The organism is Micromonospora sp. NPDC047465, from assembly GCF_040643125.1.
Lineage (GTDB): Bacteria > Actinomycetota > Actinomycetes > Mycobacteriales > Micromonosporaceae > Micromonospora.
Genome location: NZ_JBEYTP010000017.1, coordinates 1 through 25,306, shown reverse-complemented (window position 1 = coordinate 25,306; position 25,306 = coordinate 1). Strand labels below are relative to the sequence as shown.

At 74.2% G+C, this 25,306-nt stretch carries 18 protein-coding genes; 6 read left to right on the top strand and 12 right to left on the bottom strand.

The features are described from left to right. Positions 1–30: 30 nt before the first annotated feature. The 3 genes from ABZ793_RS17300 to bla all read right to left on the bottom strand — a co-directional run bounded on the left by ABZ793_RS17300 (position 31) and on the right by bla (position 3,327). Positions 31–1,659 carry an isovaleryl-CoA dehydrogenase gene (locus tag ABZ793_RS17300; protein ID WP_357457949.1) on the bottom strand — a complete coding sequence of 543 codons (1,629 nt, stop codon included), beginning with the start codon at positions 1,657–1,659 and terminating at the stop codon, positions 31–33. Next, positions 1,656–2,231 (bottom strand): TetR/AcrR family transcriptional regulator, encoded by a 576-nt coding sequence (locus ABZ793_RS17295; RefSeq protein WP_350706088.1) that lies wholly within the window; start codon positions 2,229–2,231, stop codon positions 1,656–1,658. Before ABZ793_RS17295 ends, ABZ793_RS17300 begins: the two co-directional genes overlap by 4 nt. A gap of 145 nt (positions 2,232–2,376) precedes the next feature. Next, a complete protein-coding gene (bla, locus tag ABZ793_RS17290) occupies positions 2,377–3,327 on the bottom strand; it encodes a class A beta-lactamase (RefSeq protein WP_357457946.1) in 951 nt (316 codons plus the stop codon). Positions 3,328–3,646: 319 nt separating this feature from the next. Here bla and ABZ793_RS17285 point away from each other — a divergent pair, with 319 nt between their 5' ends. Together ABZ793_RS17285 and ABZ793_RS17280 are read left to right on the top strand one after the other, a co-directional pair. Continuing rightward, positions 3,647–4,546, top strand: coding sequence for a hypothetical protein (locus ABZ793_RS17285; protein WP_357457943.1), 900 nt, complete (start codon positions 3,647–3,649; stop codon positions 4,544–4,546). Between the two features lie 42 nt (positions 4,547–4,588). Next, the gene (locus ABZ793_RS17280) at positions 4,589–5,191 is read left to right on the top strand and encodes a hypothetical protein (protein WP_357457941.1); all 603 of its coding nucleotides are present in this window, start codon (positions 4,589–4,591) and stop codon (positions 5,189–5,191) included. Here the strand turns inward: ABZ793_RS17280 and ABZ793_RS17275 are convergent. Further along, positions 5,157–6,998 (bottom strand): BTAD domain-containing putative transcriptional regulator, encoded by a 1,842-nt coding sequence (locus tag ABZ793_RS17275; RefSeq protein ID WP_357457938.1) that lies wholly within the window; start codon positions 6,996–6,998, stop codon positions 5,157–5,159. The genes ABZ793_RS17280 and ABZ793_RS17275 overlap by 35 nt on opposite strands. Positions 6,999–7,186: 188 nt before the next feature. Here ABZ793_RS17275 and ABZ793_RS17270 point away from each other — a divergent pair, with 188 nt between their 5' ends. The 3 genes from ABZ793_RS17270 (at position 7,187) to ABZ793_RS17260 (ending at position 12,152) form a co-directional block, all read left to right on the top strand. Continuing rightward, positions 7,187–10,264: a BTAD domain-containing putative transcriptional regulator gene (locus ABZ793_RS17270; RefSeq protein WP_357457935.1), complete on the top strand. Its 3,078-nt coding sequence runs from the start codon at positions 7,187–7,189 to the stop codon at positions 10,262–10,264. Positions 10,265–10,356: 92 nt separating this feature from the next. Further along, positions 10,357–11,100 (top strand): DUF2071 domain-containing protein, encoded by a 744-nt coding sequence (locus ABZ793_RS17265; protein ID WP_357457932.1) that lies wholly within the window; start codon positions 10,357–10,359, stop codon positions 11,098–11,100. Between the two features lie 122 nt (positions 11,101–11,222). Then, positions 11,223–12,152 carry a diacylglycerol kinase family protein gene (locus tag ABZ793_RS17260; RefSeq protein ID WP_357457929.1) on the top strand — a complete coding sequence of 310 codons (930 nt, stop codon included), beginning with the start codon at positions 11,223–11,225 and terminating at the stop codon, positions 12,150–12,152. A gap of 91 nt (positions 12,153–12,243) precedes the next feature. Here ABZ793_RS17260 and ABZ793_RS17255 read toward each other — a convergent pair whose 3' ends face one another. Continuing rightward, positions 12,244–12,798 carry a winged helix-turn-helix domain-containing protein gene (locus ABZ793_RS17255; RefSeq protein ID WP_357457926.1) on the bottom strand — a complete coding sequence of 185 codons (555 nt, stop codon included), beginning with the start codon at positions 12,796–12,798 and terminating at the stop codon, positions 12,244–12,246. A gap of 336 nt (positions 12,799–13,134) precedes the next feature. On the opposite strand from ABZ793_RS17255, the gene ABZ793_RS17250 reads away from it, so the two are divergent. Then, the gene (locus ABZ793_RS17250; protein ID WP_357457923.1) at positions 13,135–17,502 is read left to right on the top strand and encodes a S8 family serine peptidase; all 4,368 of its coding nucleotides are present in this window, start codon (positions 13,135–13,137) and stop codon (positions 17,500–17,502) included. 202 nt (positions 17,503–17,704) lie between these two features. Here the strand turns inward: ABZ793_RS17250 and ABZ793_RS17245 are convergent, their stop codons facing one another. The 7 genes from ABZ793_RS17245 to ABZ793_RS17215 form a co-directional block, all read right to left on the bottom strand. After that, the gene (locus tag ABZ793_RS17245; protein WP_357457920.1) at positions 17,705–18,250 is read right to left on the bottom strand and encodes a winged helix-turn-helix domain-containing protein; all 546 of its coding nucleotides are present in this window, start codon (positions 18,248–18,250) and stop codon (positions 17,705–17,707) included. A gap of 574 nt (positions 18,251–18,824) precedes the next feature. Then, positions 18,825–20,810, bottom strand: coding sequence for a bifunctional copper resistance protein CopD/cytochrome c oxidase assembly protein (locus tag ABZ793_RS17240; RefSeq protein WP_357458180.1), 1,986 nt, complete (start codon positions 20,808–20,810; stop codon positions 18,825–18,827). 237 nt (positions 20,811–21,047) lie between these two features. Next, complete coding sequence (locus ABZ793_RS17235; RefSeq protein ID WP_357457917.1) at positions 21,048–21,644, bottom strand: copper resistance CopC family protein; 597 nt, start codon at positions 21,642–21,644, stop codon at positions 21,048–21,050. Between the two features lie 29 nt (positions 21,645–21,673). After that, on the bottom strand, positions 21,674–22,903 hold the full coding sequence (locus ABZ793_RS17230) for a Dyp-type peroxidase (RefSeq protein WP_357457914.1): 1,230 nt from the start codon (positions 22,901–22,903) through the stop codon (positions 21,674–21,676). Further along, complete coding sequence (locus ABZ793_RS17225) at positions 22,900–23,502, bottom strand: copper chaperone PCu(A)C (RefSeq protein ID WP_357457912.1); 603 nt, start codon at positions 23,500–23,502, stop codon at positions 22,900–22,902. Before ABZ793_RS17225 ends, ABZ793_RS17230 begins: the two co-directional genes overlap by 4 nt. 95 nt (positions 23,503–23,597) lie before the next feature. Beyond that, the gene (locus ABZ793_RS17220) at positions 23,598–24,374 is read right to left on the bottom strand and encodes a zf-HC2 domain-containing protein (protein WP_357457910.1); all 777 of its coding nucleotides are present in this window, start codon (positions 24,372–24,374) and stop codon (positions 23,598–23,600) included. Between the two features lie 89 nt (positions 24,375–24,463). Further along, positions 24,464–25,033 (bottom strand): sigma-70 family RNA polymerase sigma factor, encoded by a 570-nt coding sequence (locus tag ABZ793_RS17215; RefSeq protein WP_357457908.1) that lies wholly within the window; start codon positions 25,031–25,033, stop codon positions 24,464–24,466. Positions 25,034–25,306 lie beyond the last annotated feature (273 nt).

Genomic DNA, 25,306 nt, shown 5'->3' with positions numbered 1-25,306 from the left:
ATCCGGATCGTGGGGAGGGTCGCGTCGGCCTCAGCCCACCTTCGGCACGGCGCGGGAGATGATCGTGGCGAAGTCGACCCCGGGCGGCAGGGTGCCGAACGCGTGGCCGTGGTCCCCGCCGAGGCGCGAGGCGCAGAAGGCGTCGGCGACGGCGGGGTGGCCGTGCCGCACCAACAGCGAGCCCTGTAGGACCAGCGCCAGCCGTTCGACGACGCGGCGGGCCCGCAGCTCGAGGTCGCCGTGGTCGGCCAGGTCGGCCCGCACCTGTCGTACGGCGGCGTCGAGCCGCGGGTCGGCGCCGGCGGCGGCGGTCACCTCGCCCTGGAACACCTCCATGACCCGCGGTTCCTTGGCGAGGGCGCGCAGGACGTCCAGCGCGGCGACGTTGCCGGAGCCCTCCCAGATCGAGTTCAGGGGCGACTCGCGGAACAGCCGCGGCATGCCGGACTCCTCGACGTAGCCGTTGCCGCCCAGGCATTCCAGGGCCTCGGCGGCGTGCGCCGGCCAGCGTTTGCAGACCCAGTACTTGCCGACGGCGAGGGCGAGCCGCTTGAACGCGGTCTCGTCGGCGTCACCGCGCGCGGAGCGGTCGGTCGCCCCGGCGAGCCGCATCATCAGGACGGTGGCGGCCTCGGACTCGACCGCGAGGTCGGCGAGGACGTTGCGCATCAGCGGCTGGTCGACGAGGTACCGGCCGAAGGCCTGCCGGTGGGTGGCGTGGTGGACGGCGGTGAGCACGCCCTGGCGCATCCCGGCCGCCGCGCCGATGACGCAGTCGAGGCGGGTCAGGTTGACCATGTCGATGATGGTGCGCACGCCACGGCCCTCGTCGCCGACGCGCCAGGCCACCGCGTGCTCGTACTCGACCTCCGCCGAGGCGTTGGACCGGTTGCCGAGCTTGTCCTTCAGGCGCATCAGCCGCATCGGGTTGCGCGTGCCGTCCGGGAGGACGCGCGGCACGAGGAAGCAGGTGAGCCCGCCCGGCGCCTGGGCGAGGGTGAGGAAGACGTCGCACATCGGCGCCGAGGTGAACCACTTGTGCCCGAGGAGCCGGTAGGTGCCGTCCGGCTCCGGGCGGGCGGTGGTGGCGTTGGCGCGTACGTCCGAGCCGCCCTGCTTCTCCGTCATCGACATGCCGGCCAGCAGCCCCCGCTTGCCCAGCGGCGCGCGCAGCCCGAAGTCGTACGTCGCGGCGGTGAGCAGCGGCTCGTACCGTGCGGCCAGCTCCGGGTTGTGCCGCAGCGCCGGCACCGCCGCGTACGTCATGGAGACGGGGCAGCCGTGCCCGGCGTCGGGGCGCCAGGTGTAGAACTTGGCGGCCCGGGCCACGTGTGCGCCGGGCCGGTCGTCCGCCCACGGCGCGGCGTGCAGCCCGTGCGTGACCGCGGTGCGCATCAGCTCGTGCCAGGCCGGGTGGAACTCCACCTCGTCGATCCGGTGGCCGTAGCGGTCGTGGGTGCGCAGGACCGGCGGGTGTTCGTTCGCCAGCCGTCCGTACTCGATCGCCTGCTCGGTGCCGCCGATCCGGCCGAGCTCGTGCAGCTCCGCGGTGGCCCACCCGGCACCCTCCCGGGCGAGCCCGTCGAGCAGCGCCGGGTCGTCCGCCGCGTCGTAGCCGGCCAGCGGGGGGACCTGGTTGAGAACCTCGTGCGTCGTCACGGCGATACTCCAATCGCACGGTGGATGAACGTGATCAGGCTGGGGATGGTGCTCGGGCCGGCGACCCCGGCCGCCAGCGGGCCGACCATCGCTTCGGCCAGGGCGCCGACGAGCGCGGTCGCGGTCAGCTCCGGGTCCTGCGGGGGCAGCTCACCGCTCGCCACGCCGGCCGCGACGTAGCCGGCGATCAGTTCGGCGTACGCCCGGCGGAAGACGAGCCGTTCGGCGTCGACCGCCGGGTCGACCGGCTCGACGAGCAGGGCGTACGCCAACCGCGGGGACTGCAGCGCGCGGCCGGAGAACGTCTCGATGACGGCGGACACCTGCGCGGCGACCGTGGACTCGAGTGCTGCCGCGCGCGCGACCGCGTCCACCTCCCGCTGGGAGGCGGTGCGGAACACCTCGGCGAACAGGTCGGCCTTGGTGGGGAAGTGGCGGTAGACGCTGCCGGTCGCCATGCCGGCCCGCTCGGCGACGGCGGCGACGGAACAGCCGGCGTACCCGTGCCCGGCCATGATCTCCAGGGCGGCGACGATGATCCGGTCCCGGGACGCGCTCAGCCGAGCTTTCACACGGTCGGTGCTCCGGTAGACCACGCAAGAATTGAACCATCATTCAAACCTTGGTCACAAGGTGGCGGCGGGCGCGGTCACGCGGCGCTGACGTTGGTGTCACCGTGGTGGTCACGATCGGCGTCAGCCGGCGGCGACGCACCGCTCAGGTGAGGGTGGCCACCGCGTACGCGGCCGCCTCGGCGACGACGGCCTGGTCGTACCCGGCGTCCCGGGTGGCCTTGCTGGACATGATCGAAACGACCAGTGGCGCGGTGCCCGGGGGCCACACGACGGCGATGTCGTTGACCGTGCCGTAGTCGCCGGTCCCGGTCTTGTCGGCCACGGTCCAACCCTTCGGTACGCCAGCCCGGACGCGTCGGGCGCCGGCGCCGGTGGCGTTGCGTTCCAGCAGGTCCCGGAGAAAGGCGCGCTTGTCGGCCGGCAGCGCGTCACCCAGGACGATCCGCTGGTAGTCGGTGCCGATCGCCCGGGGCGACGTGGTGTCGCGCGGGTCTCCCGGGACGGCCGACACGATCTTGGGCTCGATCCGGTCCATCCGCGTGACCGTGTCGCCGAGGCCACGCACGTACGCCGTCAGTCGAGCCGGTCCGCCGAGGTCGCGGAGCAGGAGGTTGCCGGCCGTGCCGTCGCTGTAGCGGACGGCGGCGTCACAGACCTGACGGATCGTCATCCCGGTGGCGACGTGCTTCCTGGTGATGACGGCGCTCTTCATGAGGTCGTCCTCGGTGTACCTGACGACCGTGTCGAGATGCGACAGCGGGTTGTTCGCCAACACCGCTGCTGCCGCCAGTCCCTTGAACGTCGAGCAGAACGCGAACCGTTCGTCCGCCCGGTGGGCGACGGTGACGCCGGTGCCGGTGGCCAGGGCATACATCCCCAGGCGTACGTCGAACTTCCGTTCCAACTCGACCAGGCGTTCGTGACGGACCTCCGCCGCGGCGGTGGGGGCGGCGGGCGGGGAGGACGAGGGACCGGAGGGCGCGGCAGCGGAGGAGGGGGCAGCGGGGGGCTCTGCGTCCGCGCATCCGGCCAGTGGCGAGAGCGCCACCATGCCCAGCAGGGCGCGGCGGGTGACGGTCGGTGGCGATGGCACGTCACGGATCGTCGACACTCCGTTCCCGGGACGCGCGGAACCCAGCCGACCCTCGGACTCCCCGCGGTCGGTCTGGCACGACCCGCACATCGGGTGGCCCGGACCACGCTGACATCCACGGCGGCACCGGCGGCCACCCGCCCACGGCGGCGGCCCGGACAGCTTCGCAAGATCTTCCACAGTGGGGTACACGCGTGGTCTCCCGGCGGCGGTTGCAACGCCGCCGCCGCGACGTGGTGCCGGGCGCCAGCGACGGCCGGGACCGGAGGCGGTACGCCGCCGGTACGGGAAGGGAACAGCGCCCTGGTGTGCTCGGCGCGTGCGAGTTCCGAGATCCCGGCGGCGCGGACGGTGGCTGCGGGCCTGGCTGGCCGCCACGGCCGTCGCCGCCGTCGCGCTGCCGTTGGCCGGCTCGGCGGTCCCCGCGTCACCCGGCCGGACGGGCGGGGTGGGTGCCGACGACCGCCGGGTGCTGGGGCTGGCCGAGCAGCTCCTGACGCGGGAGTGCATGCGGCGGGCCGGGTTCGAGCTGTGGGTGGTGCCGCCCGCCCCCGCCGACCAGTTGCGCTCGTTCCCGTACGTGGTCGACGACGTCGCCTGGGCCCGGGCCCACGGGTTCGGCACCGACCTGGTGGCGGCGACCGACGAGCGCCGGCGCGACGACCCCAACCAGCGGTACTTCGCCGCGCTGCCCGCCGAGCGTCGCGTCGCGGCGCTGGCCGCGCTCAACGGTGCGCGGCCGGAGGGGCTGGAGGCCCGGGTGCCGTCCGGCGGCGTGGTCCGGCGCAGCGCCGACGGGTGCACGTCCGAGGCACAACGGCAGCTCTACGGCGACCTGCCCGCCTGGTACCGGTCGAGCAAGGTGGTCGCCAATCTGTCGTACCTGCGCCAGCGGCGGGTGCTCGCCGACCCGGCCTGGGCGGCGGCGCTGCGGTCCTGGTCGCGTTGTGTGCGGCAGCAGGGATACCCGGTGGACACCCCCGACCAGCTGCGCGAGGCCGTGGTCACCCGGGGACGGGCGGCCGAGGTGGCCGCGGCGGTGACCGAGGCGCGCTGCGCCGCCGGTGGCCTGGCGGCCACCGCCCGCGAGCTGGACGCCCGCCACCGCGCGGACCTGACGGCGGTGTACCGGCTGGAGGTGGCGACCCGGGAGCGGCTGGAACAGGCCGCGGTCCCCCGGGCCCGGGCCGTGGTCGCCGCGGAATCCGCACGTCGATGACCCGCCCCCGGCGAGCGACGCCGGGGCGAGAAGGAGGATGAGATGAGACGCCTGTACGCGATCATGGCGAGCGTGGCGACGCTCGTCGTGATGGTGGCCGCCGCGCCGGCGGCCGCGTCGGCCTCGCCGGCACCGTCCGGCGCCGCCGCGTCCGCCGGCGCCACGGTGGCAGTGGCGGCCGACCGGGAGGGCCGGGCCGAGCGGGTCCCGCTGGCCCGCGAGGCGCCGCCGGTCGCCCCGGGGGCGCGGGCCGCCACCGCCGCCGCGGGGAGCACCGCGGCGGACACGGCCAACGGTTACTTCTACGCCTACGAGCACGCCTGGTTCGAGGGCAAGTGGTGCGCCTGGGACGGCACCGCGAAGAACTGGGGCAACCCGGGCGGCGCCGGCACCGGCGGCAAGTGGGGCTGCGGCGGCGACTACGGCTTCGACAACATCGCCACCTCGGTGTGGAACAACGGGTTCTACTTCCCGGGCGCGGACGCGGTGAACATGCACGTGGAGACGTTCTACCTGGGCGGGCGGATGTGCCTGGACCGCGGGGACTACTGGGCCGACTTCACCCTCGGCCTGGAGGTCTTCAACGACGGCACCGCGGCCGACAACCAGATCAGTTCGCACTACTGGGGCACCACCTGCGTGTGAGGCCCGGCCGGGCGGGGGCGGCGTCGTCCCCGCCCGGCCTGCCGTCACGGGTGACGCAGGCGGACACCCGGCGTCCGGCCCGGCGTCGGGCGTCGGCCCGGACGAGGGCGTCGAGCCGGAAGGTCGGGGTGGCGCCGACCTGGTCGAGCAGGCCCGCCTCGGTCAGGGCGGCGGCGAGGTCCTCGGCCCGGTCGACCCGCACGCCGAGGGCGCACGCCAGCTGTGCCGGCGCGAACGGGCCGTCGGGCAGCAGCGCCGCGACCCGCAGGGCGTGCCGCAGGGGCTCGTCGAGCGCGGCGTGGTCGCGGGCCAGCACCGCCCGCACGTCGAGGTGCGCGGCCACCAACTCGTCCAGGCGCCGGTCGGGATCGTCCAGCCGCCGGGCCAGTCGGGCCACCGTCCAGCCGGGACGGGCGGCCAGCCGCACCCCGGCGATCCGCACCGCGAGCGGCAGGTGGCCGCAGCGCGCCACGAGGGTCGCCGCGGCGGCCGGCTCCGCCGCCACCCGTCCCGGCCCGGCGACCCGGGCGAGCAGCTCCACCGCGTCCGGTGCGGGCAGCGGTCCCAGCCGGTGGCGGGCCGCCCCGGACAGCACACCCAGGCGGCCACGGCTGGTCACCAGCACGCCGCACGCGGCCGAGCCGGGCAGCAGTGGGGCGACCTGCGCCTCGGCGTGGGCATCGTCGAGCACCACCAGCAGCCGGCGGCCGTCGAGCAGGGTGCGGTACCGGGCGGCCCGTTCCTCCAGCGTCGCCGGCAGCGCCGTGGGGGCGCAGCCGAGCGCCCGCAGCAGCCGCCCGAGCACGTCCGCCGGATCCCGCTCGCCCACGTCGACGAAGAGCTGGCCGTCGGGGAAGTCGCCGCTGAGCGCGTGCGCCACCCGTACCGCCAGCGCGGTCTTGCCGGTGCCGCCGCGGCCGTGCACCACCGTTACCCGACCCGCCGTGAGGCTGGCCCGGACGGCGTCGCTCTCCGTCGTCCGCCCGACGAGGTCCGGCTCCGGTGCCGGCAGCTCCGCCGGGCGGCCGCACGACGGTGGCTCCGCGGGGCGGTCCGGCGTCGGTGCCAGGGACGCGTCCCCGGTGAGCATCCCCCGGTGCAGCTCACGCAGCTCGTCGCCCGGCTCGACGCCCAGTTGCGCCGACAGCGCCGCCCGCCCCTCCCGGTAGACGGCGAGTCCGTCGGCGGTACGCCCGCTGCGGTGCAGGGCCAGCATGAGCTGGGCGCGCAGCCGCTCCCGGAGCGGATACCGACGCACCAGCCGGGTCAGCTCACCGATCACCTGCCCGTGCCGGCCGAGGTCGAGGTCCGCCGCGATCCGTTCGGTGACCGCGGCGAGGCGGAGCTCCTCCAGGTGCGGCGCCTCCGTGTCCACCAGCTCCGGGCTGCCGCCGGCCAGCGCCGGGCCGCGCCAGAGGGCGGTGGCCGCCCGCAGCGCCGCCGCCGCCTCGACGCCCCGGCCCGCGTCGCGCGCCGCCCGGGCCCGCCGTACCTGCTCGTGGAAGCGGTCGAGGTCCAGCTCGCCCGGTTCGAGACGCACCGCGTAGCCGTCGGGCCCGGAACGGACGCGGTCCGCGCCGAGCACCGCGCGCAGCCCGGCCACCTGCTTGCGCACCTGCGTGCGTGCCGTCGGCGGGGGCGACTCGCCCCAGAGCAGCCGCACCATCCGGGCCACCGGGACCACCCGCCCACCCGCGAGCAGCAGCGTCGCCAGCACCGTCCGCTGCCGCGCCCCCGCCAGCCGCACCGGCCGCCCCTCCCGGAGCACCTCGATCGGTCCCAGGACGCCGAAGTCCACACCCGTCATCCGTGCCTCCTTCCCGAGGGCACGGTGGCAGTCGCCGCCGCCGAACCACTGTCGTCGCACTGCCGTCCACGGTGGTCGGTCGCCGCCGGACGGGGCGGCGCCCCGGCCGCCCGGTCTTGTCGGACCGTCGTGTTACGGTCGCTCTCGGTCGAGGTTGTGGCGGGCCGGCGCGGCGCTGGGGGGCTGTCGTGGGGTGGGATTTCTCCGTGCTCGGCACGCTGCGCGTCAGTCGTGACGACCAGGCGGTGCCCGTGCCCGCCAACCGGCAGCGGGCGCTGCTGGCGGTGCTGCTGCTCAACCAGGGCGAGCCGGTGAGCGTCCCCGCCCTCGTCGACCGCGTCTGGGGCGGCGAGCTGCCCACCCACGCCAAGGCGTCCCTGCACTCACTGGTTCGGCGGCTGCGCGCCACCCTGGGCGGTGACGACGGCCGCGCCGAGCTGATCGCCACCGGCGCCAACGGCTATCGCATCGACCTGCCGCCGGACAGCCTCGACCTCGCCCGGTTCGACGCGCTGCTCGCCGCGGGGGAGGCGACGGGCGACCTGCGACACCGCGCCGAGCTGCTGCACCGGGCGCTGATGCTGTGGCGCGGCGACCCGCTGGCCGACGTCGTCTCCGACGTGCTGCACCGTGAGGACGTGCCGGCGCTGACCGAGCGGTGGTCGCGCGCGACCGAGGCGTACTTCGACGCCGAGCTGGCCCTCGGCCACCACGTCGAGATCATCCCCGGGCTGCGGCAGGCGACCCGGCGCAGCCCGTTGCGCGAACGGTTCTGGGCGCAGCTGATGCTGGCCCTCTACCGCAGCGGCCGGCAGGCCGAGGCACTCGACTCCTACCAGGAGGTCGCCTCGCTCCTCGCCGCCGAGCTGGGGCTGGACCCGTCTCCGGCCCTGCGGGAGCTGCGCACCACGATGCTCCGTTCCGACCCGGCGCTGCGCTGGCGGCCCCCGGCGTCCACCGCCACCGTCGGCCCGGGCGTCCCCGCGCCGCCGGCGAACCCGATGTTCCAGCTCCCGGCCGACCCGGGCACCCTGCACGGCCGAGCGGGCGCGGTGCGGTCGGTCCGGCAGGCGATCGCCACCGCCGCCGCCGAGGGGCGTCTGCCGCTGGTGGCCCTCTCGGGCGCGCCGGGTGTGGGCAAGACCGCGCTGGCCGTCCACGTCGGTCACCAGATGAGCGACCTGTTCCCCGACGGCCAGTGGTTCGTTCGCCTACGCGGGCAGCAACCGGATCCCGCCCGGCCCGCCGACCTCCTGGCCGAGCTGCTGACCTACGCCGGCATCCGCGGCGCCGCGCAGCCCGGCACGACCGACGCGCGTGAGGCGGCGCTGCGCGCCGTCCTGGCCGAGCGCTCCGTCCTCCTCGTGCTCGACGACGCGGCCTCGGTCGAGCAGGTCGCCCCGCTGCTGCCCGGCTCGGCGAACTGCGCGGTGATCGTGACCAGCCGCCACACGCTCGGCGGCCTGGTGGCCCTGCACGGTGGACGGGCGGTCAACCTCGACCCGCTCGACCCGGACGAGGCCGTCGGCCTGCTCACCACCGTGCTCCGCCAGCATGCGATGGACGTCGCGCCGGACGCCGTCGCCGACCTGGCCGCGCTCTGCGGATACCTCCCCCTGGCGCTGCGGATCGCGGCGGCCAACCTGGCGACCGCCGGCGAGGCCGACCCCAGGGACTACCTGCGGCGGCTGCGCGACGGCGACCGGCTCGCCGGCCTGTCCGTCCCGGGCGACCCGCAGGTGGCGATGCGCGCCGCGTTCGCGCCGTCCTACCGGCGCCTCGGCGCGCCGGAACGGCGGGCGCTGCGGCTGCTGGCGTCGTCACCGACGGACTGCTTCACCGCCACCGACCTCGCCGCGCTGACGGGCGTCGGCTGGTCCGAGGCCAGCGCCGTACTGCGGACGCTGACCGCCTGCCACCTGGTGCGACCCGGCCACCACGACCGCTTCTTCATCCACGACCTGATCCGCCTCTACGCGGCCGAGCTGTCCCGGGCCGAGGACACCGCCGGCGAGCGCGCCGCCGCCGTCGACCGCCTGCTCCACTCCTACCTGACCACCGCCGACGCCCTGGCCCGCCGGGGTCACCCCCGGATGGCGTTCCTGTCCCGACCGCCGGGACCGGCCCCGGTGGCCGGCGCCCCGGAGCCGGCCGCACCGGCCCAGTGGTTCCACGCCGAGCACGGCAACCTGCTGACGGCGATCCGGCACGCGGCTCGGCACGGCCCGCCGCAGCTCGTCTGGCACCTGGCCGACCGGATGCGCGGGCACCTGCAGGAGATCGGCGCGCACGCCGAATGGCGGTCCGTCGCCGAGTTGGGCCTCGACCAGGCCCGCCGACAGGGCGACGACGCGGGCATCGCGGCGATGGAGCTCAGCCTGGCGACGCTCGCCGCCAGCCGCGCCGACTACCCCGACGCCCAACGGCGGTTCACCATCGCGCTGGAGATCCAGCTGCGCCTGGGCAACCGGGCCGGGCAGGCGTCCATCCTGAACAACCTCGGCATCGTGCACCGCGAACAGGGCAACCTCACCGAGGCCGGCGCCTGCTACGCCCGCGCCCTGGCCCGCTACCGGGAGCTGGGCAACCGGAACGCGGAGTGGAGCTGCCTGGGCAACCTGGGGGTGGTCCAGCTGGAACTCGACCGGGTGGCCGAGGCGGTACGCGCGCAGCGGACGGCGCTGGACGGCTACACCTCGCTGGAGCCGGCCGCGCAGCCGCACGACGACATCGCCACGGTGCTGCACAACCTCGCGGTCGGCCTCCGCGCGCTGGGCCGGCCGGCCCTGGCCGTGGTCCACCTGACCCGTGCCCTGGCGATCCGGCGACGGACGGGCAACCGCTACGGCGCCGCCACCGACCTCGACCAGCTCGCCGCCGCGTACGCCGACCTCGGCTACCACGCCAAGGCGCTCCACCTCGCCGAGGAGTCCCTGGCCACCGCCCGCGCGATCGGCCGCCGCCGGGTGGAGGCCGAGTCGCTCACCACCCACGCGACGATCGCGCTCGGCCTGCACGGGCCGGCCGCCGCCGTCGACCTGCTGCATCAGGCGCTACGGCTGAGCCGGGAGATTGGCTACCGCCGCGCGGAGGTCTGCGCCCACATCGGTCTGGCCGTGGCGCACCGGGCGGCCGGGCGGGAGGCGGAGGCGGTGCGGCACGCCCGTCTCGGCGAGCAGCTCGCCCGGCGCGCCGAGCACCTCCTGCTCGCCCGTCAGGCCCGGGATGTGCTGGCCGAGGGCGGGCCGCTGGCGTCGGCGAGCTGATTGCCGAGGGACGTCGGCCCGTGTGCAACTCCGCGGCCGCGCCGCGCCCGGGAGGGGAGCGCCACCCGGTGACGCCGGGGCAGGATGGGCACGTGTACATCGAGCCGGTCGAGTGCGCGCCCGAGCAGGCGTTCCCGCGTGCGATCCTGCGGCAGCGCTGGGAGGACCTCACCTTCCTGCACTGGGCCGTCGCTCCGGAGCTCGTCGCGCCGCTGCTGCCCGCCGGGACGCGTCCGGACACCCTCGACGGGCTCAGCTATGTCGGCCTGATCGGCTTCCGCATGGTGGGGCTGGGCCTCGGCTGCGGGCCGGGGGTGCCGTACCTCGGCAGCTTCTGGGAGACCAACGTCCGGCTCTACTCGGTCGACGGCACCGGCCGGCGGGCGGTGGTGTTCCGCTCGCTCGACGCGTCCCGGCTGCTCATGGTGCTGGCTGCCCGGGCGACCCTGCGGCTGCCGTACATGTGGTCGGCGATGCGGCTGGACCGGGACGGCGACCGCCGCACCTACCGGTGCCGGCGTCGCTGGCCCGGCCCGCGCGGCGCGACGAGCCGGATGGTGGTCCGGGTGGGCGGGGCGATCGCCGAGCCGACCCCGCTGGAGCACTTCGTCACCGCCCGATGGGGGTTGCACACCCGGGCGTACGGTCGCACGCGGCACCTGCCGAACTGGCATCCCCGCTGGCCGCTGCACCGCGCCGAGCTGCTGCACCTGGACGACGAGCTGGTCACCGCCGCCGGGCTGCCGGCGCCGACCGGACCGCCGGCCAGCGTGCTGTATTCCCCCGGCGTGCCGGTCCGGTTCGGCCCACCGGTCGCCCTGCGCCCGTCTCGTTGATCACCGGCCGGGATCCCGGTGGGCTTCGCACACCATCAACCGGGTGGCCAACGGCACCGCCGACCCGAACACCCGGCCGGCGTGCGTCGTGCGCCGTCCGTCCGGCGCTAGGGTCGGGCCCTATGCGGACGAAGCAGGAGCTGAGCGCGGCCATCCGGCGGGAGCGGCGGGCGGCGCTCGTCGTCAACGCCCACTCCCGGCGGGGCCGCCAGCTCTACGAGGAGACCCGGTCACGGCTGGTCGCGGCCGGCTTCACCCTGCTCGGCACGTACCCGGTCGACCGGCCCGCCGAACTCGAGCAGAGCCTCGCCGCCGCCGCCGACCTCGGGCCGGACCTCCTGGTCGCCGGCGGCGGCGACGGCACGATCGGCACCGCCGCGCGGCTGCTCGCCCACCGCGACATCGCGCTCGGCCTGCTGCCGCTGGGCACCACCAACAACTTCGCGCGTACGGTGGGCATCCCGCTCGACCTCGACGCGGCGGTCGCGGTCCTCACCGACGGCAAGGTGATCGACGTCGACCTCGGACTCGTGGGCAGCATGCGGTTCACCAACCACATCGGCATCGGCCTCTCCGCCGACGTGATGCTCAGGACGCCGCCCCGGCTCAAGCGGGTCATCGGCCGGATCGCGTACCCGATGACCGCTCTGGCGCTGCTGACCCGGCACCGGCCGCTGCGGGCCGCCGTACGCGCCGAGGGACGGCGGCACGAGTTCCTCACCCACCAGCTGTACGTGGCGAACGGCGGCTTCCACGCGGGGCGGCCCATCACCGCGGACGCGGACGCCGACGACCGGCTGTTGGTCGCGTACCCGGTGGGTGGCCCGACCCGCCGCGGACTGCTGCGGGACACGGCGCGCAACGCGGCCACCGGCCATCGCCGCACCCTCGTCGACGAGCCGTTCCTCGCCGTACGCGAACTCTGGCTGGAGACCGACCGGCCGGCGCCCGTGGAGGTGGACGGGGAGCCGTACGGCGAGACCCCGATCCGGATCGGCCTGGACCCCAACGCGCTGCGCGTCATGGCCGCCGCCGACAGTCCGGACCGCTAGGGCGGGCCGGGAGCCCTTCCCGGCATTACCCCACCTCGCGCCGGGCCGCAGGTGATGGAGCACGATGCGGGCTGCCCAAGTCAGGCAGGCATCAGGAACCGCTGACCCGCGGCTGCTGGTGGTCGGTCAGCCGGAACCCGACGCCGCGTACCGCGTCGATGGTCACGCCGGTGCCGAGGCCGGCGAGCTTGCGCCGCAGCCGCTTCACCAGCGACTGCACGTCGGCCCTGCGCTCCAGCCCCTCGTCGCGCCAGACCGTCCGGTGCAACTCGGCGTAGCTCCACACCCGGATCGGCTCGGTGGTCAGGCTGATCAGCAGGTCGTGCTCAAGTCGCGTCAGGCCGACCTCGCGATCCCGGCAGCGAGCGGTGGACCGGGCCGAGTCGATCAGCAGCGTGCCGTCGGTGGCCTCGGGCGCGGCGGCAGGGGGCGGCCCGGACGACGCCGGGGGGAGCCGCTGCGGGGCCGCGATCAGCCTGCGCAGCTCGTCGAGATCGGAGACCAGCAGCAGTGGCGCGATGCCCTCGAGGCGCTCCGCGAGTCGGATCCGCTCGGCCGGCGACGGTGTCACCGCGATCACCAGCGGAAATTGTTCCTCGGCCGGATCGCGCCCGTCCGGCACCGTGCTTTCGTCGTGTGCCCCCACAGCACCCACCCCGAAACGATGGGCAAGTTTCTGCCCAGCTTCGTCATGATCGTGACAAAAATTGGCAAGCTTCCCGACGGTTGGCCAACTGTTGGTGACAGATTGCTTACGGCAAGTTCTTGATCGTCCTTTCATGTCGATCATAGTGTCCAGACGGGCAGCCGGCGTGACCCGCGCGGTTGCCTGGGGGCCATGGAGGGGTGCGTTCCGCTTCATCCACTCGGGGAGACGCGTGCCCCGCACCCTCCACCGTGGCTCGTTCCACTCTGGGTCGTTCTGGAGGAGGCGCCACCCATGTTCAGACGTCCATCCACGAAACGCACAGCCAGATCCCTGGTGAGTGCCGGCGCGGCCTTGGTCCTCGCCGCGACGGGCCTGGCCGCATTCGGTTCAGGCGCACAGGCCGCGCTGACCGGGACAGGAGCAGCCTCCGCAGACGGCAAGATCCGGCCGGAGCTCAGCAAGCAGCTCCAGGGCAAGACCGAAGGGGATTTCTGGATCCGCTTCAAGGACAGGGCGGACCTGAACCAGGCCGCAGCGATCAAGGACTGGGACAAGCGCGGCGCCGCGGTCGTGGCGGCGTTGAAGAAGACCGCCGCCGAGAGCCAGACCAAGATCCGCGCCGAGCTCGACGGCGCGGGCGCGAAGTACGAGACCTTCTGGGCGACCAACGCGATCAAGGTCAGCGGCGGCTCGCTGGCGATGGCGCAGAGCATCGCCTCCCACGCGGAGGTCGAGGGCCTGTACGCCCCCGTCGCCTACCAGGTGCCCGAGGTCACCAAGGGCACCGACGAGAAGACGGTGAACGCCCTCGAGTGGGGCATCGCCAACATCAACGCCGACGACGTCTGGTCCCAGTACGGCGTCAAGGGCGCCGGCATCACGGTGGCGAACATCGACACCGGGGTCCAGTTCGACCACCCGGCGCTGGTGAACTCCTACCGCGGCAACAACGGCGACGGCACGTTCGACCACAACTACAACTGGTACAACGCCGCCGGGACCTGCGCCGCGGCGCCCTGCGACAGCAACGGCCACGGGACCCACACCATGGGCACGATGGCCGGCTCCGCGGACGCGAACCAGATCGGCGTGGCACCCGAGGTCAAGTGGATCGCCGCGAACGGCTGCTGCCCCAGCGACGCCGCGCTGGTCAACTCCGGCCAGTGGATGCTCGAGCCGACCGACCTCAACGGCCAGAACCCGGACGTCAGCAAGCGGCCGAACATCATCAACAACTCGTGGGGGACCACGAGCCCCTCCAACGAACCGTTCATGGAGGACGTGACGCTGGCCTGGACCGCGTCGGGCATCTTCGGTGTCTGGTCCAACGGCAACAACGGGTCGGCGTGCCAGACCAGCGGCTCCCCGGGCAGCCTGGTCAGCAACTACTCGGCCGGCGCCTACGACATCAACAACAACATCGCCGGTTTCTCGTCGCGTGGCGTCGGCCAGAACGGCGAGATCAAGCCCAACATCGCGGCGCCGGGTGTGAACGTCCGGTCGAGCGTTCCGGGCGGCAGCTACGCCAGCTACAACGGCACCTCGATGGCCGCCCCGCACCTCGCGGGCGCGATCGCGCTGTTGTGGTCCGCGGCACCGGCGCTGGTCGGCGAGGTCAACCCGACCCGCGCGCTGCTGGACAACGCGGCGGTCGACAAGGCCGACACCCAGTGCGGTGGCACCACCGACGACAACAACGTGTACGGCGAGGGTCGGCTGGACGCGCTCGCGCTGCTCAACGCGGCCCCGATCGGCGACACCGGCACCCTGGCCGGCACGGTCACGGACGCGACCACCGGCGCCCCGATCGCGGGCGCCACGGTGGCCCTGACGGGCGCGGCGGACCGCGAGCTGACGACCACTGCCAACGGGACGTACTCGTCGCTGCTCCCGGTCGGTGACTACCAGGTCGCCGTGACGGCGTTCGGCTACCAGGGCAAGACGACGCCGGCGACCGTCAACCGCGACGCGACCACGACGATCAACGTCGCCTTGACGGCGGTGCCCAGCGTCACCGTCAGCGGCTCGGTCACCGACGGGTCGGGCCACGGCTGGCCGCTCTACGCCAAGGTGACCGTCGAGGGTCCGTCCGGCGTGTCCGACTACACCACGCCCGTCAACGGCCGATACAGCGTCAGGCTCCCGGCCTCGGCCACGTACAACCTCAAGGTCGAGTCGCAGTACCCGGGCTACCAGACCGTCACCAAGGAGGTCGTGGTCGGCGACGGCAACGTCACCGCCAACGTCGCCGTGCCGGTGGAGACCAACTCCTGCACCACGGCGCCCGGCTACCGGTTCGGCTCCGACGGCGAGTACGAGACGTTCGACGGCGCCACCGTGCCGGCCGGCTGGTCCGTGGTGGACCACGCGAACACCGGTCAGGTCTGGAAGTTCACCGACGAGGGCGGCCGCCGCAACCTGACCGGCGGCACCGGCAACTTCGCGATCGTCGACAGCGACGAGTACGGCTCCGGTGGGCGGCAGGACACGTCGCTCGTCAGCCCGGTCGTCGACCTGACCGACGTCGCGGCTCCGGTGATCCGGTTCAACCAGGACTACAACTGGTTGGGCAGCGACCGCGCCGATGTCGACCTCAGCGTCGACGGCGGCACCACCTGGACGAACGTGCTCCGGCAGGCGGCCGACGTCCGCGGGCCGCGGGTGACCGAGGTCCCGATCCCGCAGGCCGCCGGCCAGGCGCAGACCCGGGTCCGGTTCCACTACTACGACGCCTCGTACGAGTGGTGGTGGCAGGTCGACAACGTGCTGATCGGCAGCCAGGTCGTCTGCGAGCCGACCAACGGGGGCCTGGTGCTCGGCCACGTCCGTGACAAGAACACCAGCGGCTACGTCAACGGTGCCACCGTCACCAGCGACGAGCGGCCGGCGGAGAAGGCCACCACCGTGGCGACGCCGGACGACGCCGGGCTGGCCGACGGCTTCTACTGGCTGTTCTCGTCGCTGACGGGCAACCACAAGTTCACCGCGAAGGCCGGCAACTACGTCAGCCAGAGCAAGCAGGTCGACGTCCAGGAGGACTGGGCGACCGCCGCGAACTTCCAGCTGGCGGCCGGCCGCCTGTCGGTCAAGCCGGCTGCGGTGAGCGGAACGGTCCAGATGCCGACCGGAAAGGTCAGCAAGCCGTTCACGGTGACCAACACCGGCGGGGCCCCGGTCGACGTGGAGTTCAGCGAGCGCGACGGCGGGTTCACCCTCCTGCGCGCCGACGGCACCCGGATCAGCAAGCAGCAGGTGCTCGGCTCCACCGGCGCGCCGGAGCAGCGGCTCACCACCCCGACGTCGTTCGCCGCGGCGGCGACCGGCAAGTCCGCGACGGCGGCCTCGGCCGCGGTCGGGCCGCAGGCCGCGCCCTGGAGCGACATCGCCGACTACCCGGCGAACGTGATGGACAACCGGGTGGTGAACCTGGACGGCAAGGTGTACTCGATCGCCGGCACCAACGGGTCGGCGTCCACGACGAAGAACTTCGTCTACGACCCGATCGCGCAGACCTGGACCCCGATCGCGGATCTTCCCGGCGCCCGCAACGCCATGACGGTGGGCGTCGTGGACGGGAAGATCATCGCGACCGGTGGCTGGGCGGCGTCCGGCCCGGACGGCACCACCTGGTCGTACGACCCGGCGGCCAACACCTGGACGGAGAAGGCCGACAACCCGGCGCCACGCTCCGCGGCCGGGCAGGCGGTCGTCGACGGCAAGCTGTACTCCGTCGGTGGCTGCACCACGTCGTCCTGCACGCCGATGTCGAACGACGTGGTCCGGTACGACCCGGGCAGCGACAGCTGGGAGACGCTGCCCGACTACCCGAAGTCGGTGGCCTTCGCCTCCTGCGGCGGGATCGACGGCGTCGTCTACTGCACCGGTGGCAACGACGGCTCCGCCGTGCTGAAGTCCAGCTACGCCTTCGACCCCGGGGCCAACACCTGGACCGCGATCGCCGACGCGCCGGTCGACAGCTGGGCCAGCTCGTTCGCTGTCGCCAGCGGCAAGCTCCTGGTCGTCGGCGGTGTGCAGGGCGGGGCGATCACGAACGCCGGCTTCGCCTACGACCCGGCCACCGACTCGTGGTCCAACCTGCCGAACGCCAACACGCCGCGGTACCGCGGTGCCGCGGCGTGCGGCTTCTACAAGGTCGGCGGCTCCTCCGGCAGCTTCAACGCCACGCCCGACAGCGAGGCGCTGCCCGGGTTCGAGGAGTGCGCCGAGGGTGGCGCCGACGTCAGCTGGATGACGATCGACAAGACGGCGGTCACGCTGGCGCCGGGCGAGCAGGTCACGGTCACCGTCGGGATGACGGCGAACGTCGACCAGCCGGGCACCTACTCCGGTTCGGTCGCCATCAAGGAGAACACGCCGTACACGGTGGACCCGGTGGCCGTGACGATGAACGTCAAGCCGCCGACCACCTGGGGCAAGCTGATGGGTGCGGTCACCGGGACGAGCTGCCAGGGTGCCAGCTCGCCGCTTGCCGGTGCCGTCGTCCAGATCGACTCGTGGGCGATGTCCTGGACGTTCGCCACCGACGCCGAGGGCAGGTACGCCTACTGGATGGACCGTCGGAACAACCCGATGACGATGATCGTCGCCAAGGACGGCTGGAAGCCCCAGACCCGTCAGACGAGGATCAACACCACCACCCCGACGGTGGAGGACTTCGCTCTGTCCCCCATCCGTTGTTGACAGTTGACCGCTAGCTGACAGTCCGGCCCGCCTGGTCATCGACCAGGCGGGCCGGATCAGTTTCGAGGGCGGCGAGCGGTGCGCGTCCGAAGGCCCAGGAGTGCGCGTCCGAGGGCTGCGACCGGTGCGCGTTCCGAGGGCAGCGACCGGTGTGTGGCGCCGCCCGGCAGCGGCTCCGGGCCCGCTCGGCGGCGGATCGTGGTCAGGCCGGGGCGAGGCGGAAGCCGACCCCGCGGACGGCGTGGATCGTCGCCGAGGCGTCCAGCCCGGCCAGCTTGCGCCGCACCCTCCGCACGACCGAATGCATGTCGGAGCCGCGGCCGAGGTGCTCGTTGCCCCAGACCTTGAGGTGCAGCCGCTCGTACGTCCAGACCTGCCCGGGCGCGCCCACCAGGCACAGCAGGAGATCGTGCTCCAGGCGGGTCAGCTCGATCTCGCGGTCCCGCCAGCGCAGCACCCGTCGGTCGGAGTCGACGCTGAGGTCGGGTGGTGGCGCAGTGGTGCCGCCGGCGGCCGCCGTGACCACGGTCTGGACGGCTGGGGGCGCTGCCCCTGGCTGCGGGGTCTCCACCACGTCGAGGAACCCTGGCTGCGGGGTCTCCACCACGGCGAGGAAATCCCGTGCCTGGTCGACGCTCGAGACGATCAGAAACGCCTCCGTCCCGCCGAGCAGTCGCGCGAGCTGCCGGCGTTCGGCCGGCGAGGAAGCGATTCCGATGACCAAGGACACGGCCGGGATCCCCCTCATGCCCCACCCCTTCCGGCTCCCCACCCGTTCCGGGACATTTACTATACGACGCCGATCAATCAGTTTGTGGCCCTGTCAGGGTGTCATCCCGCTTCGGTCAAAGGTGGTTACGTTTTGGCATCCATAAATGGGCGGTTTCGCGGCGCGGGACGGAAACGGCGCCACCTTTCGTGGTGGGTTGACCGATCTTTCGGACATGGGCGCTCCGGCCGGCGACCCGGCGACAGCCCCCGTGATGCCTGCTACCGGCCGTCGTGTCGAGCGCGCTGGTCGTTGCGGGACGCGCGCGGACGGCTCGGACGTCGCGGCAGCCGACATCTCGTATGCGGCGCGGTCGTCGTCCGCTTCAGCCGACATCCTTCTGAAACACGCGTGTGCTAATTACGGTCACGGGTCGACGGTATTTCGGCACCGGTCCAGGTCGCGTCGCCCCATACATTGGCGGCGTCCTGAATTGCTTGACGGACAATTCCGGTAGCGCGATGACACTGCCGCGCCTGACGGGCGTGGGCGGGCAGGATGGCCGTGCCAGGGCTGCGCCGCCGGGCGGGCGCGCCTCCGGCCGCCCGCCCGGTTACGGACGCGCGGGGTCGCGGCCGTCCTGCGGGCCGGCGTCGGCGTGCCGGGCGGCGGCGAGGAAGGCGTTGTACCGGGCGAGGTCGTCCTCCTCGCCGGTGGCCTCGGCCCGGTCGGCCGCCCGGTCGAGGCGGCCCTGCTCGCGCCGGTCGGCGCGGATCCACTGGCGCACCAGCACGATCATGACGAACGCGGCCGGTACCTCCCCGAAGGCCCAGGCGATCCCCGCGCCCAGCTTCTGGTCGTCGATCAGGGAGGACGCCCACGCCGGGTGGACGGCGGAGTACCAGTCCGGGGCGATGAGGGTGGTGCTCTGCATCAGGACGAGGCCGAAGAAGCCGTGGGCCATCATCGCGGCCAGGTGGAGGATCACCAGCAGGGGAGGGGCGAGCCTCGGCCGGCCGGGGTCGACCCCGATGAGCACCCAGAACAGCAGGTACCCGGCGGCCACGTAGTGGATGAGCATGGCCAGGTGGCCGACGTGGGACCGCATCAGCATGCCCAGCAGGTCGCTGAAGTACAGGCCGAAGAGGCTGCCGGCGTAGATGCCCAACGCGACCACGGGATGGGTGAGCAGCTTCGCCGGCCGGCTGTGCAGCGCCATCAGCAGCCACTCCCGGGCGCCGCGGACCTGCGGGTCCGTGGGCCGGCGCAGGGCGCGGAGGGCGAGGGTGACCGGGGCGCCGCCGACGAGCAGGATCGGCACCAGCATCGACAGCACCATGTGCTGCACCATGTGGGCGCTGAACAGCACGTACGCGTAGCGGGCCACGCCCAGGTCGGTGATCGCGGCCAGCAGCAGCATGCCGGCCAACCAGCTCGCGGTGCGGGCGACCGGCCAGCGGTTCCCGGCCCGGTGCAGCCGCCACACGCCGGCCAGGTAGCCGCCGACCCCGGCGACGGTGAGGGTCAGGAAGAACATGTCCGGCAGCGGCTGGCCCACCAGGAGTGCCGGGGTCGGTGCGGCGGGCATCGGAAAGCCGAGCAGCTCGGTGATCGGATCGGCGTCCAGCGGGTCCCCGGACACCGGTGCGGGGCTGCGGGACAACGCCACCGACAGCCCGACGGTGGCGGCGAACACGACCAGCTCGCCGGCGGCCAGCCGACGGAACGCGCCCGGGCGGCCCGCGCGCAGGGCCGGCAGGGCCCGCGACCGGTGCAGGGCGCCGAGGACACCCAGGATCGCCAGCGCGACGAGCTTGCCGAGGACCAACCAGCCGTAGCGGGACTGCCACAGCTCCGCCACGGAGCCGAGGCGCACGGCGGCGTTGGCCGCCCCGCTCACGGCGACGGCCGCGAAGCAGCCCAGGGCGAGGCGGCTGTACCGGCCGGCGGTGTCGGCGAGCTGCCGGCTGCGACGGATCATCAGCAGCGCCGCCAACCCGCCGACCCACAGCGCGGCGGCCAGCACGTGCAGGGCGAGGCTGGTCACCGCGACCTGGTGGTTGCCCGCCCCGGCGGCGTGCCCGGTGAACGCCGGCGGCAGCACCGCCACCAGGGCGACCAACGCCACCACGGCGGCGAGCCCGCGCGACACCCCCGCCCGGGCCAGCACCGCCGCCGTCAGGGCGAGCCCCGCCTGCAGCAGCAACGCCTGGCCCTGGGAGATCGAGGAGGCGAAGCTGACCACGGTGGCGAGGCTGAGCCCGTTCACGGGGACGCCGAGCAGGTCCGAGACCGTCAGCACGATCAGCGTGGACGCGGCCACGGCCCAACCCGCGGCCGCCGCGCCGGCGCGGCGCAGCAGCAGCCAGCCGTGCGGGGACACGCTCGGACCGTCGCCGGGCAGCAGGAACGCGGCCGTCACCACCATCCCCACCGTCAGGGTGGCGAGGCCGTCGGCGAGCAGCCGGACCACGGGCAACGCCCACGCCGTGACCGGCCCGGGATCGGGCAGGCCGGGGATCGCGGCGGTGAGCGCCCCGCCGGCGCGCAGGCCGAGCAGGAGTACGGCCACCGCCGACGCCACGGCCGCCACCGGCACGAGCCACCCGCCGCGACCGCTGGCCGTCGGCCGTACCCGGCGGGCGGTCGCCCCTGCGGTGGGGCCGGCATCCGCCGCCGCGCGCCCGGCGTCCGGGGCGGGGGCCGGGTGGGCCGGGTGGGAGATGGTGTCTGGCACGTCGGTTCCCTTGCTGGTGGTGAGGGCGGTGGTCGCCCGGTGGGGCTGCCCGGCGGGGCCGCCGATGGGTGTCGACCTTTCCGGTCGGCGGGGCGTGTGTCAGGCGCCGGCGCGGCGGCGACGCCACATCATGGCGGCACCGCCGACGACGGCGGCCAGGACGCCGGCGGCCACCACCAGCGTCGCGGTGCCCGGCCCCCCGCCGGAGCCGCTCGCCGAGGCGGCGGGGCCGGCCGACGGGGTGGACGGGCCGGCGGCCGGTGGGGCGCTGCTCGCCGCGGTCACCTGCGGGCTGGCGCTCGCCGAGGGGTCCGCGACGGTGAACCGGTACGAGCCCTGCACGGGGTGCCCGTCGGCGGAGACGACCCGGTAGGCGACGGTGTAGGTGCCGTTGGCCAGCGGTCGGTCGATCGTCACCGTTCCCGTCGTTCCGGTGACGACGGGCTCGCCGGTGGCGACCTTCGCCTGGGCGGCGTCGGTCAGTGCGATGGTGGTGAAGGCCGGATCGAGCTTCTGCATGAACGTCAGCCTGACCTGGGTCGGCGCCGTGGTCAGCCGCGACTCCTTGGCGGGGCTGGCGGACTGCAGCGTGTTGTGCGCGGCGGCGGGAGCGGCCGGCACGAGCAGCAGCGCGGCGGCGGCCAGCGCGGCGGTGACGAGACCGGCTGCGGTCGGGCGGCGGAATCGGGTGGGCATCTCTGGTGCTTCTCCTGGTGGGGTGGTGGTCAGCCGAGTAGTTGTTGGCCGATCCAGCCGCCGTCGGGGCAGCCGGGCGGGATGGCGAAGACGGCGGAGCCGATCGGGGTGGTCCACTCGTTGAGCAGGTCCCGTTCGGCGAGGCGCCGCTGGATGGGGAGGAACTGGCGGGCGATGTCGGCCTGGTAGGAGGCGAAGATCAGTCCGCTGTCGGCGGTGCCGTCGGCGGCGGGTACCCCGTCGTAGTTGTAGGGGCGGCGCAGGATCTTCAGCCGGTCCTCGCCGACGCGGGCGCGGGTCAGGTGGGAGAAGTCGGGGATGACGGCGAGCCCGTCGGGGCCGGTGGCGGCGAAGTCGGGCACGTCGTGTTCGGCGGCGCCGGTCAACGGGGCGCCGGTGTCGAGGCGGCGGCCGACGGCCAGTTCCCGGTCGGCGCGGCCGAGCAGGTCCCAGGTCTCCAGGTTCATGCTGATCCGGCGGACGACCAGGGTGCTGCTGTCGCGCAGCCACGCCGGCCCGTCGGTCACCCACACCGCGGTCTCCAGCGGCCCACCTGGCCTGGGGTTGGCGGTGCCGTCGAGTTGGCCGAAGAGGTTGCGCTGGGTACGCCCGCCGGGTTCGACGCCGGCGCCGCGGCGGAAGCCCTGCTGCACCCACCGGACGGCGGCGAACGGCCGGCTGTCCTTGACCAGGACCCGTTGGGCGTGGGCGACGGTGACCGGGTCGTCGGCGCAGATCTGCAGCAGCAGGTCCCCGCCCGACCAGCGGGGCTGGAGCCGGTCGACGCGGAACGAGGGCAGGGCGGCCACCGACGCCGGCCGCCGCTCCGCCAGGCCGGCGGCGGCGTAGAGGCCGGGGCCGAAGCCGAACGTGACGGTCAGCCGGGCGGGCAGCAGCCCGAGTTCCGGCTCGGTGTCGGCCAGCGCGGGCCGCCCCTGGGTGAGGCGGGCCGCGTCGTCGGTGAGCAGCCGCAGCATCCGGCCCAGCGCCGCCCGGTCGGTGCCGGGCCTCAGGGTGAACGCCACGAACGACGCGTGTGCCTGCGGCTCGGTGGCGACGCCGGCCTGCCGGGGCCCGTGGAACGGCTCGACCGCCCCACCGACCTCGGCCACGGGCAGCGCCTCGACGGGCCGTACCCCCGGGTCGGAACGGGTGGCGGCGACGGCGGCGGCGCCGGTCAGGGTGCCCCCGGCGGCCAGGGCGCCGCCGGTGAGCAGGCCGCGCCTGCGCACCGGGCGGGCGGTGGGCACTCCGGTCACGACGCCGGGCCGGTGCTCGTCGCGGGCATGCCGCTCGTGTCCGGCGCGGGTTCGCCGTGGCCGGGGGCGTAGCTCTCCTGCGCACCGGTGAACGGCTTGGCCACCGCGGTGAACGTCTGGGTCCGGCCGTCGGCGAAGGTCAGCGTGAAGCTCACCTGGTCGCCGGCCCGCACCGGCCGTTTGAGGCCCATCAGCATCAGGTGGTCGCCACCGGGCTCCAGCACGTGCGTGCTCCTGGCCTTGACCACGATGCCGCCCTGCTTGGCCCGCATGACCATCTGGCCGTCCCGCATGGCCATCTCGTGCAGTTCCATCGGCGACACGTCGGTGGCGGCGCCGGTGATCGTGACGTCGGTGTCGCCGTCGTTGACCAGGCTGACGAACGCCGCGGTCATTCCCGTGTCGGCTGCCTTGACCCACGGGTCGCGGACGCCGAGCACACCCGCCGCGCTCGCCGTGGCCGACGGTGACGGGCTGGGCGCGGCGGCCGACGAGCCGTCGGACGAGCCGCAGCCGACCGTCCCGCCGAGCAGGAGGGCGACACAGGCGAGGAGTGCGGCCGGGCGGCGACGCGAGCCGGCGAGCATGGTGCGGAGCATCCGGGCAGGTCCCTTCAGACGATGACGCGACGTGCGGTTGGTCGGCCCGGTGGCCGGAAAAGTTCCGGCCGGGAGCCGATCCTGTCCGAAATTGATCAGGCCGCCCGGCGGGCGGGGACGCGGGCGGAGCCGGGGTACGGTGGCAGCAGCCGTAGCCCCGGCGATTCGGGCTGCTCCTCGTCGGGCAGGTGCCAACGAGGCTCGTCGGTGCGGTTGCGCCGCACCGGGCCGTCGGGGCGCAGCCCGCGGCGGGACAGCACGACGACGAGCGCGTAGCCCACGAGCAGGAAACCGTGGCTGACCAGCCGGGTGGTGTCCACCCGCCCCGTCGCTAGGTCGTTGACCGACAGCAGCACCAGCGTGCCGACGAACGCGCTCAACATCGGCACCAGCCCCGTCGGGGGAGTGCGCCGGGCCGCGACGAAGAGGAACCCGGCGCCGACCGCGACGTTCCAGGCCGCCGACTCGTGCCACAGGTGCCCCGCCGCCAGCCCGTCGGCGGCCGGATGCACGTGTGGGCCGGCGACGCCCCGCCCGATCTGCGCCAGGCCCAACACCAGCTGCAGCGCCCCGATCAGCCCCAGCACCGCCCGCAGGCTGACCACGGCCCGTCCCCGCAGGCTGAGCACGGCCTGCCCCCGTCGTCGGCGCGGTGGCACCTCGGGCAGCGCGTCGAGGACGACGTCCGTGAGGTCGTCACCGGCGACCATGACCGACAACCGCGCCCGCCGGGTCACCGCCGCGGCCTGGTCGAACCACGTCCGGCAGTCGCCGCACCCGGCCAGGTGCGCCTCGGCCGCCGTCCGCTCGGCAGGGGACTCCTCCCCGTCCAGCTGCGCCGACAGCACCTCACGCCACTGCTCACACCCCATGCACGGATAGTCGTTCCGATGCCGCCGCCGGTTCCCGACGATTTTCGCCGGCCGCCGCTGCGCTCCTGCTCAACCGGGGTGCGGCCCGCTCAGCCGGCCGCGTTCTCGCCCGGCCGCGCGGCCGTCGACCGGCCGCCGCCGCCCATGGCGGCCACGAGGTCCTCCCGGGCCCGGGCCACCCGGGAGCGGATCGTGCCGACGGGGCAACCACAGACCTCCGCCGCCTCGGCGTAGGACAGGCCGAGCACCTGGGTGGCGACGAACGCCTCGCGCCGGTCCGCCGGCAGCGCCGTGATCAGCTGCTCCAGCACCACCTGCCGGTCGAACGCGCTCCGCGACGCGTCGGCGGTGTCATGCCCGTCGGTCAGCGGCACGGTCCGCGGACGGGACGTGGCGGTGCGGATGTGGTCGGCGGCGACCCGGCGGGCGATCGCGAGCAGCCACGTCCGCGCCGACGACCGCCCGGCGAACGACCGCAACGACCGCACCGCCCGCAGGAAGGTCTCCTGCGCGAGGTCGTCCGCCTCCGCGGGGGAGACCAGCACGGCGAGGAAGCGCCGGACCTGCTGCTGCGTCGCCCGGACGAACCGGGCGGCGGCCTCGCGGTCACCGCGGCCGGCGGCCAGCGCCCACGCGGTGATCTCCGCGTCGTCGGCCATCCGGCACCTCCCGTCAGCCCACCGGAGGGCGGACACCCCCACGGCGGTCACGACAAGTCGTAGTAGTAACCGGACGCTACCGTATCGCGGGCGACGCGACGTATCTCTCCCTGCGGTAGTTAGCCGGACCGGATCGGTTGACCTCCTCCCCGCGGTCGGCGGCGTCGGCATGCCGACGCCCTGCCTCGGGTCGATCGCGCCGTCGAGCACCATCGCCCGGACGTGCTGTGGGTAGAGCTGCGCGTAGGTGGCGCCGAGCAGGGTGCCGTAGGA